Source organism: Pseudomonas sp. LBUM1676, assembly GCF_059695605.1.
In genome coordinates, this window is the sequence record NZ_CP166777.1 from 4,795,616 (window position 1) to 4,812,103 (window position 16,488).

A 16,488-nucleotide genomic window follows, 5' to 3' on the forward strand; every position below is an offset into this window, starting at 1 on the left:
TGCGAGGCCTTCCGTGATCCAGTTTTTACTTAACCAGGAACTCCGTAGCGAGCACGCCCTGGACCCGAACCTGACCGTGCTCAATTACCTGCGCGACCATGTGGGCAAACCCGGCACCAAAGAAGGCTGCGCCAGCGGCGACTGTGGCGCGTGCACCGTGGTGGTTGGCGAATTGCAAACGGATGACGAAGGCCGTGAACACATTCGCTATCGCAGCCTCAACTCCTGCCTGACGTTTGTTTCGTCGTTGCATGGCAAACAACTGATCAGCGTCGAGGACCTCAAGCACCAAGGCGAATTGCACAGTGTGCAAAAAGCCATGGTCGAGTGCCATGGTTCGCAATGCGGCTTCTGCACGCCGGGCTTCGTCATGTCGCTGTTCGCCCTGCAAAAGAACAGCGATCAACCGGACGCCCATAAAGCTCACGAAGCCCTGGCCGGCAACCTGTGCCGCTGCACCGGCTATCGGCCGATCCTGGAAGCCGCCTCGCAGTCCTGCTGCGGCAAACAACCGGACCAATTCGATGCGCGCGAAGCCGACACCATCGCCCGCCTGAAGGCCATCGCCCCCACCGACATCGGCGAACTCAACAGTGGCGACAAGCGCTGCCTGGTGCCGCTGACCGTCGCCGACCTGGCCGACCTCTACGACGCTTATCCACAGGCGCGCCTGCTGGCCGGCGGTACCGATCTGGCATTGGAGGTCACACAGTTTCACCGCACCCTGCCGGTGATGATTTATGTCGGCAACGTCGCCGAGATGAAGCGCATCGAGGTGTTCGACGACCGCCTGGAAATCGGTGCCGCCACCGCCCTTTCCGATTGCTACGACGCCTTGAAAGCCGAATACCCGGACTTCGGCGAATTGCTGCAGCGCTTTGCCTCCTTGCAGATCCGCAACCAGGGCACCCTCGGCGGCAACATCGGCAACGCCTCGCCCATCGGTGACTCGCCGCCGCTGCTGATCGCCCTCGGCGCGCAGATTGTCCTTTGCAAAGGCGAAACCCGCCGCACCCTGGCCCTGGAAGATTACTTCATCGATTACCGGGTCACCGCGCGTAAGGAAAGCGAGTTCATCGAGAAGATCATCGTGCCCCGCGCCAGCGCCGAACAATTGTTCCGCGCCTACAAGGTGTCCAAGCGTCTGGACGATGACATTTCCGCGGTCTGCGCCGCGTTCAACCTGCGCATCGACAACGGTGTGATTGCCGATGCTCGCGTGGCGTTTGGCGGCATGGCCGCCATCCCGAAACGCGCCAAGCACTGTGAAGCCGTGTTACTGGGCGCCACCTGGAACAACGATACCGTCGAACGGGCCTGCGCCGCACTGGCCGAGGATTTCACACCGCTGTCGGACTTCCGCGCCAGCAAGGAATATCGCCTGCTCAGCGCGCAAAACCTGCTGCGCAAATACTTCATAGAATTGCAAACGCCGCACATCGAGACCCGGGTGACCGCTTATGTCTAATCATCACGCCGTAGAGAAGACCCAGGCCGAACTGGCTGAACTGTTCGCCAAGGACCTGACCACCGGTGTCGGCCGCAGCGTCAAGCACGACAGCGCGGCCAAGCATGTGTCCGGCGAAGCGCAGTACATCGACGACCGGCTGGAGTTTCCCAACCAGCTGCACGTCTACGCACGACTGTCGGACCGCGCCCATGCGAAAATCATCAGCATCGACACCAAGCCTTGCTACGCCTTTGAAGGCGTGCGCATCGCCATCACCCATGAAGACGTACCGGGCCTGAAAGACATCGGGCCGTTGCTGCCGGGTGATCCGCTGCTGGCCATCGATGACGTGCAATTCGTCGGCCAGCCGGTGCTCGCCGTCGCCGCGAAAGACCTGGAAACCGCGCGCAAGGCCGCCATGGCCGCCATCATCGAGTACGAAGATCTCGAACCGGTGCTGGACGTGGTCGAAGCGTTGCGCAAGCGCCACTTTGTGCTCGACAGTCACACCCATCAGCGGGGCGATTCGGCTGGGGCGCTGGCGACTGCCGAACATCGTATCCAGGGCACATTGCATATCGGCGGCCAGGAACACTTCTATCTCGAAACCCAGATCTCTTCTGTCATGCCGACGGAAGATGGCGGCATGATCGTCTACTGCTCGACCCAGAACCCCACCGAAGTGCAGAAGCTGGTGGCCGAGGTACTGGACGTATCGATGAACAAGATCGTCGTCGACATGCGCCGCATGGGCGGCGGTTTCGGCGGCAAGGAAACCCAGGCGGCGAGCCCCGCGTGCCTGTGCGCGGTGATCGCGCACCTCACCGGCCAGCCGACCAAGATGCGCCTGCCGCGGGTCGAAGACATGCTGATGACCGGCAAGCGTCACCCGTTCTACGTCGAGTATGACGTCGGCTTTGACAGCACCGGTCGCCTTCACGGGATTGCTCTGGAACTGGCCGGCAACTGTGGCTGTTCGCCCGATTTGTCAGCATCGATTGTCGACCGTGCGATGTTCCACGCCGACAACTCGTACTACCTGGGCGATGCGACCATCAACGGTCATCGTTGCAAGACCAACACCGCGTCGAACACCGCTTATCGGGGCTTCGGCGGCCCGCAAGGGATGGTCGCCATCGAAGAAGTGATGGACGCTATTGCCCGGCATCTGGCCCTCGATCCGCTGGCGGTGCGCAAGGCCAACTACTACGGCAAGACCGAGCGCAACGTCACCCATTACTACCAGACCGTCGAGCACAACATGCTCGAGGAAATGACCGCCGAGCTGGAGGAAAGCAGCCAGTATGCCGAGCGCCGCGAAGCGATCCGGCGCTACAACGCCAACAGCCCGATCCTGAAAAAAGGCCTGGCACTGACGCCGGTGAAATTCGGAATTTCCTTCACCGCCAGCTTCCTTAACCAGGCCGGTGCGCTGATCCACGTCTATACCGATGGCAGCATCCACCTGAACCACGGCGGCACGGAAATGGGCCAGGGTCTGAACACCAAGGTTGCACAAGTCGTGGCCGAAGTGTTCCAGGTGGAAATGGACCGCGTGCAGATCACCGCAACCAACACCGACAAGGTGCCGAACACCTCGCCGACCGCGGCTTCCAGCGGCGCCGACCTGAACGGTAAAGCGGCGCAGAATGCGGCTGAAATCATCAAGAAGCGCCTGGTGGAATTCGCCGCGCGGCAATACAAGGTCAGCGAAGAGGACGTGGAATTCCACAACGGTCACGTGCGGGTCCGCGATCACATCCTGACCTTCGAATCGCTGATCCAGCAGGCGTATTTCGCCCAGGTGTCACTGTCGAGCACCGGCTTTTACAAGACCCCGAAAATCTACTACGACCGCAGCCAGGCCCGTGGCCGGCCGTTTTACTACTACGCGTTTGGTGCGGCGTGCGCCGAGGTGATCGTCGACACCCTGACCGGCGAGTACAAGATGCTGCGCACCGACATTCTTCACGACGTCGGCGACTCATTGAACCCGGCCATCGACATCGGCCAGGTCGAGGGCGGTTTCATCCAGGGCATGGGCTGGCTGACCATGGAAGAGCTGGTGTGGAACAACAAGGGCAAGCTGATGACCAACGGCCCGGCCAGCTACAAGATCCCGGCGGTGGCGGACATGCCACTGGACCTGCGGGTGAAGCTGGTGGAAAACCGCAAGAACCCGGAAGACACGGTGTTCCATTCCAAGGCGGTGGGTGAGCCGCCGTTCATGCTGGGCATTGCGGCGTGGTGTGCGATCAAGGATGCGGTGGCGAGTTTGGGGGATTACAGGCATCAACCGAAGATCGATGCACCGGCGACACCGGAGCGGGTGTTGTGGGGGTGTGAGCAGATGCGGCAGTCGACGGCGGCGAAGGTTGCCGAAACCGAAGTTGAGTTGGCTTCGCTTTGATACCGAGGCGCGGCCGATCGCTAGCAGGCTAGCTCCCACAGGCTTCGTGGGGAATCCAACATGTGTGGACACCACAAAACAATGTGGGAGCTAGCCTGCTGGCGATGAGGCCCGAACAGACAACAGAAATGTTGAGGTGAAACATGTACAACTGGATCGACGCCCTCGCCGACCTGCAATCCAAGGGTGAACCCTGCGTGCTGGTAACCATCATCGAAGAGCTCGGCTCGACGCCGCGCAATGCCGGTTCGAAGATGGTCATCAGCGCCACCCAGGCGTTCGACACCATCGGAGGCGGGCACCTGGAATACAAGGCCATGCAGATCGGCCGCGAGATGCTTGCCAGCGGCAGGCAGGACACCCATCTGGAACGCTTCAGCCTCGGCGCCAGCCTCGGCCAGTGCTGTGGCGGCGTCACCGTGTTGCTGTTCGAACCGATGGGCCAGGTCCAGGCGCAGATCGCCGTGTTCGGTGCCGGCCACGTCGGCCGGGCGCTGGTGCCGCTGCTCGCCAGCCTGCCCTGCCGGGTGCGCTGGATCGACTCCCGGGAAGCGGAGTTCCCGGACCAGATCCCCCACGGCGTTCGCAAGATTGTCAGCGAAGAACCGGTAGACGAAATCGACGACTTGCCCGCCGGCAGCTATTGCATCGTCATGACCCACAACCACCAGCTCGATCTGGAACTCACCGCCGCGATCCTCAAGCGCAACGACTTCGCCTACTTCGGCCTGATCGGTTCGAAGACCAAGCGGGTGAAGTTTGAACACCGCCTGCGTGAGCGTGGCTTCGACAACGCCGTGCTGCAGCGCATGCGCTGCCCGATGGGCATCGGCGAAGTCAAAGGCAAGTTGCCGGTGGAAATCGCCATCTCCATCGCCGGCGAAATCATCGCCACCTATAACGCCGATTTCGGCCAGCACACTGCCAGCGCCGGATCATCGATCGCCAAACTGCTGCCTGCTTCACGCCGCAGCCAAGCCTTGAACTGATTAGACGAATTGAGAACGACAATGCCCCTGACTCGCAAAGCCTACCGCGCCGCCATCCTGCACAGCATCGCCGACCCCGCCGAGGTGGGTATCGAAGCCTCCTACGAGTATTTCGAGGATGGCCTGCTGGTGGTCGATAATGGCCAGATCATCTCCGTCGGCCACGCCAGCGAACTGCTGCCGACCCTGCCAGCCGACATCCAGATCACCCATTACCAGGATGCGCTGATCACCCCCGGTTTCATCGACACCCACATTCACCTGCCGCAAACCGGCATGGTCGGCGCCTATGGCGAGCAACTACTGGACTGGCTCAACACTTACACCTTCCCCTGCGAAAGCCAGTTCGCCGACAAGGCCCACGCCGATGAAGTCGCGGACATTTTCATCAAGGAACTGCTGCGTAACGGCACTACCACCGCCCTCGTCTTCGGTAGCGTGCATCCGCAATCGGTGAACTCGTTCTTCGAGGCCGCCGAGCAACTGGACCTGCGGATGATTGCCGGCAAGGTGATGATGGACCGCAACGCGCCGGACTATCTGACCGACACCGCCGAATCCAGCTATGTCGAAAGCAAGGCGCTGATCGAGCGCTGGCACGGCAAGGGCCGCCTGCACTATGCGGTCACCCCGCGTTTTGCACCGACCAGTACCCCGGAACAACTGACCCTCGCTGGCCAGTTGCTGGGTGAATACCCCGATCTGTACATGCAGACCCACATCAGCGAAAACCTCAAGGAAGTCGAGTGGGTCAAGGAACTGTTCCCGGAGCGCAAGGGCTACCTGGACGTCTACGATCACTACCGGTTGCTCGGCGAGCGCTCGGTGTTCGCCCACGGCGTGCACCTGTGCGACGACGAATGCGCGCGGCTGGCGGAAACCGGTTCGGCCATCGCCTTCTGCCCGACCTCGAATTTCTTCCTCGGCAGTGGCCTGTTCAACCTGCCGATGGCCGAGAAGCACAAACTGAATGTCGGCCTGGGGACGGATGTCGGTGGTGGCACCAGCTTCTCGCTCCTGCAAACCTTGAACGAAGCTTACAAGGTCATGCAGCTGCAAGGGGCGCGACTGAGCCCGTTCAAATCGCTGTACCTGGCAACCCTCGGCGGCGCCCGCGCGCTGCGCCTGGAGGACAAGATCGGCACCCTGCAACCGGGCACCGATGCGGACTTCCTGGTGCTGGACTACAACGCCACGCCATTGCTGAGCTATCGCTTGAAGCAAACCAATAACATCGCCGAGACGTTGTTTGTGTTGATGACGCTGGGGGATGACCGGACTGTTCTGCAGACTTATGCGGCGGGGAATCAGGTGCATCAGCGCTAGGTTATTCCGGGCATAAAAAATCCCCCGCAGCTTTTCAGCCCGGGGGATTTTTATTGCCTGTCAGATCGATATCGCTGGCAGGCCAGCTCCCACAGGTTTTTGGATATACCGCAAATAGTGTGGGCACCACCAATCACTGTGGGAGCTGGCCTGCCAGCGATTGGGTCGCCTCGGTCCATCAGATTTTCGCTGGCGAACGCCCCGGCTTCTTGGTCTGCAGCAAATGCGAGAACACCGCATGCAAATCATCCGACGCACTTTCTTCGTCGAGGTTGAGTTTGCTGTCGATGTGATCCATGTGGTGCATCATCAGGTCGACCGCCAGCTCACCGTTGCGCGCTTCGATGGCGTCGATCAATTGGGTGTGCTCGTCGTAAGAGCAGTGGGACCGGTTGCCGCTTTCATACTGGGCGATGATCAGCGAAGTCTGCGACACCAGGCTGCGCTGGAAGCTGATCAGCGGGGCATTCTTCGCCGCTTCGGCCAGTTTCAAATGGAATTCGCCCGACAGACGGATCCCGGCACCCCGATCGCCACGGGAAAAGCTGTCGCGCTCGTCGTCGACCATCTGGCGCAATTCGGCAATCTGCTCGGCGGTGGCGTGCTGAACCGCCAGTTCAGTGATCGCACGTTCGACCAGGCGCCGGGCCAGGAACACCTGGCGGGCTTCTTCGACACTCGGACTGGCAACGACCGCGCCGCGGTTCGGACGCAGCAGCACCACGCCTTCATGGGCCAGGCGCGACAGCGCACGGCGAATGATGGTGCGGCTGACCCCGAAAATTTCCCCCAGCGCTTCTTCGCTCAACTTGGTGCCGGGCGCCAGACGCTGTTCGAGGATGGCCTCGAAGATATGCGCGTAGACCATATCATCCTGGGTACCGCTGCGGCCGGCTTTGCCTGCGCGCGGTTGTTTCTTTAGGGGCTGCAACTGTTCGTTCATGGGCACTCGAGTCGGGAGAACGGCGGCGAATTGACCGTGACTGTAATACGGCACAGCGGGTCACTGGCAAGTATCGCTTAAAAATCACTGCGATTGTACACAATGGATGGTGGCAACACGACTGTACGGCTGTTTGGCACCTTCGCTGTATCGCAACGACTGGTTACTTTTGAGTTTAGGCTTGATCACAGGATCCGCCGCCTGAACGAAGTCCCACTGTGGGTCAGATACATCTATGTCAGCCGACACACCATCGCCAGCAAGCCGGCTCCTGCAGGGGGGCTGCGTTGCTACGGATATTTTCGTACGTATAAGGAACACCGCTGTCATGACCGACGCCACCCACACCCAGCTCCGCCCCCTGGCCGACACGTCACCTTCGGCCATCGTCGCCGGCTTCATCGCGATGATGACCGGCTACACCAGCTCCCTGGTGCTGATGTTCCAGGCCGGGCAAGCGGCGGGCCTGACCAGCGGGCAGATTTCATCGTGGATCTGGGCGATCTCGATCGGCATGGCGGTGTGCTCGATCGGCCTGTCCTTGCGCTATCGCACACCAATCACCATCGCCTGGTCGACCCCCGGCGCCGCCTTGCTGATCACCAGCCTGGGCGGCGTGAGCTACAGCGAAGCCATCGGCGCCTACATCACTTGCGCGGTGCTGGTGACGGCCTGCGGTTTGACCGGCAGCTTCGAACGCCTGGTGAAAAAGATTCCGGCCTCGTTGGCCGCGGCCTTGCTGGCCGGGATTCTGTTCAAGATCGGTAGCGAAATCTTTGTCGCCGCGCAACATCGCACCGCGCTGGTGCTGGGGATGTTTTTCACTTATCTGCTGGTCAAGCGCCTGTCACCGCGTTATGCGGTGCTGGCGGCATTGCTGATCGGCACGGCGCTGTCGGGGTTCATGGGGTTGCTGGATTTCAGCGGTTTCCATCTGGAACTGGCGACGCCGGTCTGGACTACCCCGCACTTCTCCCTGGCCGCGACCATCAGCATCGGTATCCCGCTGTTCGTGGTGGCGATGACTTCGCAGAACATGCCGGGTATCGCCGTTTTGCGCGCCGACGGCTACACCGTGCCGGCTTCGCCACTGATCACCACCACCGGCATTGCCTCGTTGCTGCTGGCGCCGTTTGGCTCCCACGGGATCAACCTGGCGGCCATCAGCGCGGCGATCTGCACCGGGCCCCATGCCCATGAGGATCGCAACAAGCGCTACACGGCAGCGGTCTGGTGCGGGATTTTCTACGGCATCGCCGGGGTGTTCGGCGCAACCTTGGCGGCGCTGTTTGCCGCGCTGCCCAAAGAGTTGGTGCTGTCGATTGCCGCGCTGGCGCTGTTCGGCTCGATCATCAATGGCTTGAGCATTGCCATGGCACAAGCGCAGGAACGGGAAGCGGCGCTGATCACCTTCATGGTCACGGCGTCGGGGTTGACGCTGTTTTCCATCGGTTCGGCATTCTGGGGGATTGTGGCGGGGGTGTTGACGTTGGTGATCCTGAATTGGCGTAAGGCCCTGTAGGAGCAAGCTTGCTCGCGAAGGTCTCAAGGGCGACGCGCTTATTCAGGATGAACGCGTTATCGTTGACGTCCTTCGCGAGCAAGCTCGCTCCTACAAAAAACACATAAAAAAACGGCGACCCTTGGGCCGCCGTTTTTTTACAACATCAAGCTACCGGATTGATCGGCTTTTCCGGGTACCAGACGTCGATCAGCGGGCTGACGGTTGCTTCGGTCAGTTCGCTGCGGCCCTTGAGCCAGGCTTCAACGGCAGCACGCTGCTCTTCGGACACCGAGCCACGCTTCTGCAGGCAAACCAGACCGAAGTCGTCGCCGCCAACATAGCCCAGGCCGTTGGCTTCCATGGCTTCTTTGAGGAACGCGTCGAGGAAAGCATCAATGGCTTCATCAGCCAAATCTTCTTTGAAATCCAGGTTCAGCTCGAAACCCAGCTCTTGAAATTCATCGACGCACAATTTTTTGCGCAGACGCTGGGAACGGTTAGTCGCCATTGGAACAATCCTCATAAGTAATAACGGGCGGCACTTTAGCAGTTTAAGACGCCGATTGCCCGTCTCTCGACGGCGCCACGCCTACCGTCGGTAAAAAAATAGCGGATTTGAAGGCCAGGGCACGGCACAAGCCGATACACCTTGGGGCATAATGCCGACACTTTCATGACCACTGAGGGAATTCATTTTCATGCCCTCGTTTTTTTCCCCTCGCCTGTAGGGTTTTATTGCACATGATCAAGTCTTTGCGCCCATTGTTGCTGGCCGGTCTGCTCCTTCCCCTGGCCTTCCCTGTCTGCGCCGCGCCGATCAACACCGGTCTGTCGCCCAACGTCGAAAAGGCCATCAAGGCCAGCAAAATGCCGAACAACGCCCTGTCGCTGGTGATGATCCCGCTCAACGGCCCTGGCACCCCGACCATTTACAACGCTGACGTCTCGGTCAATCCGGCCTCGACCATGAAACTGGTCACCACTTACGCGGCCCTGGAAATGCTCGGCCCGAACCACCAGTGGAAAACCGAGTTCTACACCGACGGCACCCTCAGCGGTGGCATTCTCAACGGCAACCTCTACCTCAAGGGTGGCGGCGACCCCAAGCTGAACATGGAAAAACTCTGGCTGCTGATGCGCGACCTGCGCGCCAACGGCGTGACGCAAGTCACCGGCGACCTGGTGCTGGACCGCAACTTCTTCATGCAACCGCAACTGCCCGAGTTCAACGACGACGGCAATGACGAGAACAAACCGTTCCTGGTCAAGCCCGACTCGCTGCTGGTCAACCTCAAGGCCCTGCGTTTTGTGGCGCGTAACGACAACGGCCGGGTGCTGGTGTCGGTGGAACCGCCGATCGCCAGCATCCGCATCGAAAACCAGGTCAAGGCCGTCAACTCCAAGCAATGCACCGGTGGCGTGCGCTACAACCCTGTCACCCAGGCCGATGGCAGCGTGACCGTGACCGTCGGCGGCCAGTTGGGCGAGGGCTGCAGCTCCCAGACTTACCTGTCGCTGCTCGACCACGCGACCTACACCGCCGGTGCGGTGCGGGCGATCTGGAAGGAGCTGGGCGGCAGCATCCAGGGCAGGGATGTGCTGGCGCCAACGCCGAAAAACGCCAAGGTTTTGGCGCGCGCCTTCTCGCCGGATCTGGCGGAAATCATCCGCGACATCAACAAATACAGTAACAACACCATGGCCCAGCAGTTGTTCCTGAGCCTTGGCCAGAGGTACCGCACCGACGCCGACGGCGACGACGCCAAGGCCGCCCAGCGCGTGGTACGCCAATGGCTGGCGAAGAAAGGCATCACCGCGCCGCACCTGGTGATGGAGAACGGCTCAGGCCTGTCCCGCGCCGAACGAGTCAGTGCCCGGGAAATGGCCGGGATGCTGCAAGCGGCCTGGAGAAGCCCGTATTCGGCCGAGTTCATCAGCTCGATGCCGATTGCCGGCACCGACGGCACCATGCGCAAACGCCTGAAGACCACCGCCATGCGCGGTGAAGCCCACGTCAAGACCGGCACCCTGAATACCGTTCGGGCAATTGCCGGCTACAGCCGCGACATCAATGGCAATACCTGGGCGGTGGTGGCGATCCTCAACGACAAGGCACCGTTTGGCGCCTCCTCGGTGCTGGATCAGGTGCTGCTGGACTTGTATCGCCAGCCGAAACAGCCGGAAACGGCTTCGGTGTTGTAAGAAGATCCAATGAACACCACAGGCCCCCTGTGTAGGAGCAAGCTCGCTCCTACAGGGGGTATGCGTACAGCCTTAATTCATCTCGCTTACAACCCGATCCCTGCCGGCCTGTTTCGCCGCATACACCCCCGAGTCCGCCCGCAGCAGCAGCGCATCCGCGCCCTCTCCCGCTCGCCAGCTGGCAATACCGAAACTCGCGGTGACAAATCCGACGTCGTCGATCGGTGAGCTGCGCAACCCATGCCACAACTCCAGCGCCAGCACTTGGGCCCTTTCACCGTCGATATCCGGGCACAGCACCATGAACTCCTCGCCACCGAGGCGACAAAACACATCGGTGCGCCGCAACCGATGACCGATGCGCTCGCAGACTGCCTGCAATACCCGATCGCCTACGGCGTGGCCATGTTGATCGTTGATGCGCTTGAAGTGGTCAATATCGAGCATGATCACCGACAATTGGCCGCCACCGCGCTCGACCCGGGCCATTTCGGTGGTCAGGCGCTCCTGGAAATAACGGCGGTTGTGGATCCCGGTCAGGGCGTCCGTGACCGATAGCGCCCGCAACTCTTCCTCCACCCGTTTCAGGTCGGAAATGTCCGAGACGTAGCCATGCCAGAGCACTCCGCCGCCGGGCAGCTCCTCCGGGGTCGCCTCGCCACGGACCCAACGCAGGCCGCGCACGGGCAGCTGCACGCGATATTCCTCACGCCAGGGGCTGAGGGTGTCCGCCGACGCGCGGATCGAGGCGCGGACCCGGGTAGTGTCCTGGGGATGAATCCGGGTGAAAATTGCTTCGGCATTGAGCAACAACACGTCCGGCTCCAGCTCGTAGATCTCGCGGATACCGTCGCTGGCGTAGATCACACTGAAGCGCCCGTCGAACTCCATCTTGAATTGGTAAATGCCGCCAGGCACATGGGCGCTGAGTTTCTTCAGCAACAGATCCCGGGCCGCCAGGGCCTCGTGAACCCGTTTGCGCTCGGTGATGTCGATGCAGATCGCCAGGTGGCCGACCCACAGCCCTTGCTCGTCGAGCACCGGGGTGGCCAGCATGTTCACTGTCAGGTGGCTGCCATCGCTGCGCAGCAGCGTCCACTCCCGCGCTTCGTGACCGCCCTCCTCGCCACCCTCGACCAACATCGCCTGGCAGGTCGGAATCGGCTTGCCATAACGCGCGCTCAATTCCGCCGAGCGCGCCAGGAGTTCTCGGGGCAGGTGCAGGTTCTCCAGGGTCATATGGCCCACCACTTGCGCGCTGGTATAGCCGAGCATCTGCTCCGCACCGGCGTTGAACGTGCTGATGATGCCCCGCAGGTCGGTGGAGATGATCGCCACCTGCGTCGCGGCATCCAGCACCCCGCGCAACTGGCCATGGGTGCCGCGCAGCTCCTGTTCGCGGGCGCGCAGTTCCCGGGTCCGCTGTTCGACCATCTGCAGCGCTCGTTGACGCTGACTGACCAGCACGTACAACAAGGCACTGAGCAACACACTGAGCAAACTGCCCAGCACCACCAGGCTGGTCACCGAAGAATGGTTGGCCTGCACAAAGGCCTCGCTGGGCATTATGTCGACTTGATAGTGGCGGTCGGCCATTTGCAGCAGGCGGGTCGCAGCCAACTCACTGGTAGCCGGCGTGTTGGACGATTCGAAAAGCACTTCGCGCTGATCGTCGATGGACAAGTCGAAGATACGAACCGAGAGATAATCATCATCGGCCTCCGGCAATCCGTCCGCCAGCAACTGCCGCATGCTGATCACCGCTATCACATAGCCGAAGGGTTTGGCTGCCGCCGTGCCCGGACTGTTGCGCCCGGTCACCGGCGCCACCAGCAACACGCCACGCGCGAAAGCCGGTTCGACATTGACCAGATGCATCGGCTGCGACACCGCCATACTGCCAAGCGCGTCCGCCCGCTCAAGCGTGGAGCGACGCAAGGGTTGGGCCAGCAAGTCATAGCCCAGTGGCGAGCCGAGTTTGCTTTGGGTCTGACTATAGAGCACCACCACGTACTCATCCCGTTCCCCCGCCCGCTGCAACTGACCGTCGGCATTGAGCTCACGCAGGCTGAAGCCGGCCTGGCGCTCGAACTCCGATCGTTCGGCAGCAGTCACCCGCCGAGCGAACGAATACGCCTGGGTTCGATGCAGCAAAGGTTGGGTATAGCCGTCGAATTCCTCACGGGACACCGAGTCGGAATTGGCGAAGAACCGGCGCAGGCCATCTAGGCGCTGCTCCTGATCTTCCAGGCGTTCTTCGATTCGGCTGTAACGCTCGCTGGCCAGCAGCTGGAAGCGTTGCCGCAATTGTTGGTGAAACAGATTGAGTGTCGACCAGGCCAGCAATCCGGTGAGAATCCCGCCGACAAGCAACACCAGCAGCGGGACCAGCCAGGCCGAGACGTCTTCACTGATAAACCCCAGGATCTTCGGGCGCACGGCGTTCAGCGACATAGATGCAACTCAAAACGCCAGGTGCGGGAAAGCGCGATGGCTACCTTGAGTTATAGCTATTAGCCACTAATTTCACCAGTATTGAAGGAAACCAAGAGCCTTTTAAAATCAAGGCTCTGTGGATCCAACATTTTCAAGCGTCAACGAGCGGTGATTTTCCAGGCGCGGTGGATCTTGCCATTACGGGCGAAATCCGGATCGATGGTCTGGGCGGTGATTTCCTCGACCGCGTAACGCTCGGTGAGGTTCTCCTCCAGGGTGAACTTGCGGAAGTTGTTGGAGAAGTACAACACCCCACCCGGTGCCAGACGCGCCATGGCCAGGTCGATCAATTGCACCTGGTCACGCTGCACGTCGAAGATCCCTTCCATGCGCTTGGAGTTGGAGAAGGTCGGCGGATCGATGAAGATCAGGTCGTACTCGTCACGGCAGGCGTCGAGCCAGGCCATCACGTCGCCCTGCTCCAGGCGGTTCTTGTCGGAGAAGCCGTTGAGCGACAGGTTGCGACGTGCCCAGTCCAGGTAGGTTTTCGACAGGTCGACGCTGGTGGTGCTGCGCGCACCGCCTTTCGCGGCGTGGACACTGGCGGTCGCGGTGTAGCAATACAGGTTGAGGAAGCGCTTGCCGGCCGCCTCTTTCTGGATTCGCATGCGCATCGGCCGGTGGTCGAGGAACAGCCCGGTGTCGAGGTAGTCGGTGAGGTTGACCAGCAGCTTCACGCCGCCTTCATTGACTTCGACGAACTTGCCCTGGGCCGCCTGGCGCTCGTACTGCTTGGTGCCGCTCTGACGCTCGCGACGCTTGACCACCACGCGGCTCTTGTCGATGTTCAGCGCCTGGGGAATGGCCGCGAGGGCATCGAACATGCGCGCCGAGGCTTTTTCCGGATCGATGGATTTCGGCGCGGCGTATTCCTGGACGTGGACCCAATCCTGATACAGGTCGATGGCCATGGAGTATTCCGGCATGTCGGCGTCATAGACGCGGTAGCAGTCGATGCCTTCACGCTTGACCCATTTGCCCAGGGCCTTGAGGTTTTTTTGCAGGCGGTTGGCGAACATCTGCCCGCCTTCGCTCAAGCGCGGTTGCTCGACCACCACCGGTGCCGGTTTGATCGGGTTGCCGTTCTTGTTGTACTTCTCGTACTTGCCCGGCGCCACATCGTCCGCGGCGACCTCTACTTGCGCTTGCTCGCGCTCGACCTGACGCTGTTCCGGGGTGCGACGCTCGCCGGTGACGAACTGGTCCGGCGTGACCTTGATCAGCAACAATTTGCACGGCAAGGCGCCGTTCCAGAACGAATATTGTTTGTGACTGCGGATGCCCATGCGCTTGCCCAGCTCCGGGGCGCCGGTGAAGACCGCGGCTTCCCAGTTCAGACAGGCCTGACGCAGACGTTCGCCGAGGTTCTGGTAGAGATAGAGCAAGCTCGCCTCGTCACCCAGACGTTCGCCGTACGGCGGGTTGCAGATCACCAGGCCTTTCTGGTTCTGGTCCGGACGCGGCTCGAAGGTGCCGACTTCGCCCTGGTAGATCTTGATCCACTCGCTCAGGCCGGCACGCTCGACGTTGTTGCGGCCCGGTTGAATCAGGCGCGGGTCGGCTTCGTAGCCGCGAATCCACAGGGGTGGCTTGGCCAGGCCGGCCGCGCAACGCTCAGTGGCTTCTTCGTGAAGTTTTTTCCACAGCGCCGGCACGTGACCCAGCCAGGCGGTGAAGCCCCACTGTTCGCGGCGCAGGTTAGGTGCCATGTCGGCAGCGATCATCGCCGCTTCGACCAGGAAAGTACCGACACCGCACATCGGGTCAGCCAGGGCGCCACCTTCGGCTGCAATGCGCGGCCAGCCGGAACGGATCAGGATCGCGGCCGCCAGGTTTTCCTTCAGCGGTGCCGCGCCTTGCTGCAGGCGGTAGCCGCGCTGGTGCAGGCTGTGGCCGGAGAGGTCGAGGGAGAGAATCGCTTCGCCGCGATCCAGGCGCAGGTGAATGCGCAGGTCCGGATTGAGCTTGTCGATGGACGGACGGTCGCCCTGGGGGGTGCGCAGTTTGTCGACGATGGCATCCTTTACCTTCAAGGCGCCGAAGTGGGTGTTGTCGATGCCCGAGCCGTGACCGCTGAACTCAACGGCCAGGGTGCCGTCATTGAGCATGTGGTCTTGCCACTCGATATCGAGCACACCGTGGTAGAGGTCTTCGGCATCCTTCATCGGGAAACGCTTGAGCACCAGCAGGACCCGGTTCGCCAGACGCGACCACAGGCACAGGCGATAAGCGGTTTCCATGGTCGCCATGCCGCGCACGGCAGAGGTGTGCTCACGCGCTTCTTCAAGGCCAAGCCCGACGGCTTCCTCGATAAGCAGGCCTTCAAGGCCTTTGGGGCAAGTGAGGAAGAGTTCGAAACGATCGGACATGGGAATTCCAGAACCTTTAGCTGAGTGGACCGACAACGCATTGCCGGCCCGGTTTTCAATCAGGCGCTTTTCTAAAAGAGCGCCCGCGTGGCACGAAGGTGTGCCGTCCCACCCCTGCTGCTCGGGTCAAAAGAGCTTAGATGCACGGGTAGATAAAATAGTTGGTGCAACAAAATGTCATAAGTTGACCCTTCGTCGAATAATGCCGGCGGAAACGCGAGCCATTCTCAGCAAAGGATTAACCCCATCATGTAGCGCAGGGCCGATCATACCGGGGTTTGGTCAATAAACGGCGAACAAACATCGTGTTACTTATCGCCTTACCATCTTTAACGTTACGTCCTTATGACAAAACGATCATTCCCTCGATGTGACGCATTGGTTAGAACTCAACACAGGTTGACGTCGCAACGGCGTCAACACCTTGGCTCGCGACGCCGGCAGCGAGCCCCAACGGCAGATTTTTTTTCTGCCAGACCTCAATTGAGGTCGACGCGATAAATACAGTCAACAAGTGAGGGCAACACCCTATGAGAAGACTTAAGCGTGATCCGTTGGAAAGAGCATTTTTGCGCGGATATCAATATGGCGTTGGTGGCAAATCCCGTGAGCTTTGCCCATTTACTCTACCGTCGGTACGCCAAGCCTGGATTAACGGCTGGCGAGAAGGACGCGGCGACAACTGGGACGGTATGACCGGCACTGCGGGAATCCACAGACTCAACGAACTTCACGCCGTCGGCTAACACAGGGCACAACACTCCGACACGACAATCTGATTACGTAACGACTTACCACG

Annotated in this window: 11 protein-coding genes; 7 read left to right on the top strand and 4 right to left on the bottom strand. The window is 60.9% G+C overall.

Going from position 1 to position 16,488, the window contains the following annotated elements; all coding sequences use genetic code 11:
* Nucleotides 1–13: 13 nt before the first annotated feature.
* The 4 genes from xdhA to guaD all read left to right on the top strand — a co-directional run bounded on the left by xdhA (nucleotide 14) and on the right by guaD (nucleotide 6,175).
* Nucleotides 14–1,468 carry a xanthine dehydrogenase small subunit gene (gene xdhA / locus ACA041_RS22085; protein ID WP_497437632.1) on the top strand — a complete coding sequence of 485 codons (1,455 nt, stop codon included), beginning with the start codon at nucleotides 14–16 and terminating at the stop codon, nucleotides 1,466–1,468.
* On the top strand, nucleotides 1,461–3,860 hold the full coding sequence (gene xdhB, locus ACA041_RS22090) for a xanthine dehydrogenase molybdopterin binding subunit (protein WP_497437634.1): 2,400 nt from the start codon (nucleotides 1,461–1,463) through the stop codon (nucleotides 3,858–3,860). The genes xdhA and xdhB overlap by 8 nt, the downstream gene beginning before the upstream one ends.
* A 143-nt stretch (nucleotides 3,861–4,003) precedes the next feature.
* Nucleotides 4,004–4,849: a xanthine dehydrogenase accessory protein XdhC gene (gene xdhC / locus ACA041_RS22095; RefSeq protein ID WP_497437636.1), complete on the top strand. Its 846-nt coding sequence runs from the start codon at nucleotides 4,004–4,006 to the stop codon at nucleotides 4,847–4,849.
* 21 nt (nucleotides 4,850–4,870) lie between these two features.
* Complete coding sequence (gene guaD / locus ACA041_RS22100; RefSeq protein ID WP_497437640.1) at nucleotides 4,871–6,175, top strand: guanine deaminase; 1,305 nt, start codon at nucleotides 4,871–4,873, stop codon at nucleotides 6,173–6,175.
* Between the two features lie 178 nt (nucleotides 6,176–6,353).
* On the opposite strand, the gene ACA041_RS22105 is transcribed toward guaD, so the two are convergent.
* A complete protein-coding gene (locus tag ACA041_RS22105) occupies nucleotides 6,354–7,118 on the bottom strand; it encodes a GntR family transcriptional regulator (protein WP_497437645.1) in 765 nt (254 codons plus the stop codon).
* 328 nt (nucleotides 7,119–7,446) lie between these two features.
* On the opposite strand from ACA041_RS22105, the gene ACA041_RS22110 reads away from it, so the two are divergent.
* Nucleotides 7,447–8,640 carry a benzoate/H(+) symporter BenE family transporter gene (locus ACA041_RS22110; RefSeq protein WP_497437649.1) on the top strand — a complete coding sequence of 398 codons (1,194 nt, stop codon included), beginning with the start codon at nucleotides 7,447–7,449 and terminating at the stop codon, nucleotides 8,638–8,640.
* Nucleotides 8,641–8,785: 145 nt separating this feature from the next.
* Here the strand turns inward: ACA041_RS22110 and ACA041_RS22115 are convergent, their stop codons facing one another.
* Entirely contained in the window at nucleotides 8,786–9,130 is a 345-nt protein-coding gene (locus tag ACA041_RS22115; protein WP_007896965.1) for a YggL family protein, read from the bottom strand.
* Between the two features lie 233 nt (nucleotides 9,131–9,363).
* Between ACA041_RS22115 and dacB the strand changes: the two genes are divergently transcribed.
* Nucleotides 9,364–10,824: a D-alanyl-D-alanine carboxypeptidase/D-alanyl-D-alanine endopeptidase gene (gene dacB / locus ACA041_RS22120; protein ID WP_497437653.1), complete on the top strand. Its 1,461-nt coding sequence runs from the start codon at nucleotides 9,364–9,366 to the stop codon at nucleotides 10,822–10,824.
* A 72-nt stretch (nucleotides 10,825–10,896) separates the two neighbouring features.
* On the opposite strand, the gene ACA041_RS22125 is transcribed toward dacB, so the two are convergent.
* Both ACA041_RS22125 and rlmKL read right to left on the bottom strand, forming a co-directional pair.
* A complete protein-coding gene (locus ACA041_RS22125) occupies nucleotides 10,897–13,278 on the bottom strand; it encodes a sensor domain-containing diguanylate cyclase (RefSeq protein ID WP_497437657.1) in 2,382 nt (793 codons plus the stop codon).
* A 140-nt stretch (nucleotides 13,279–13,418) separates the two neighbouring features.
* Nucleotides 13,419–15,689 (bottom strand): bifunctional 23S rRNA (guanine(2069)-N(7))-methyltransferase RlmK/23S rRNA (guanine(2445)-N(2))-methyltransferase RlmL, encoded by a 2,271-nt coding sequence (gene rlmKL / locus ACA041_RS22130; RefSeq protein WP_497437661.1) that lies wholly within the window; start codon nucleotides 15,687–15,689, stop codon nucleotides 13,419–13,421.
* 530 nt (nucleotides 15,690–16,219) lie between these two features.
* Here rlmKL and rmf point away from each other — a divergent pair.
* The gene (gene rmf / locus ACA041_RS22135) at nucleotides 16,220–16,435 is read left to right on the top strand and encodes a ribosome modulation factor (protein WP_003223300.1); all 216 of its coding nucleotides are present in this window, start codon (nucleotides 16,220–16,222) and stop codon (nucleotides 16,433–16,435) included.
* Nucleotides 16,436–16,488: the final 53 nt, after the last annotated feature.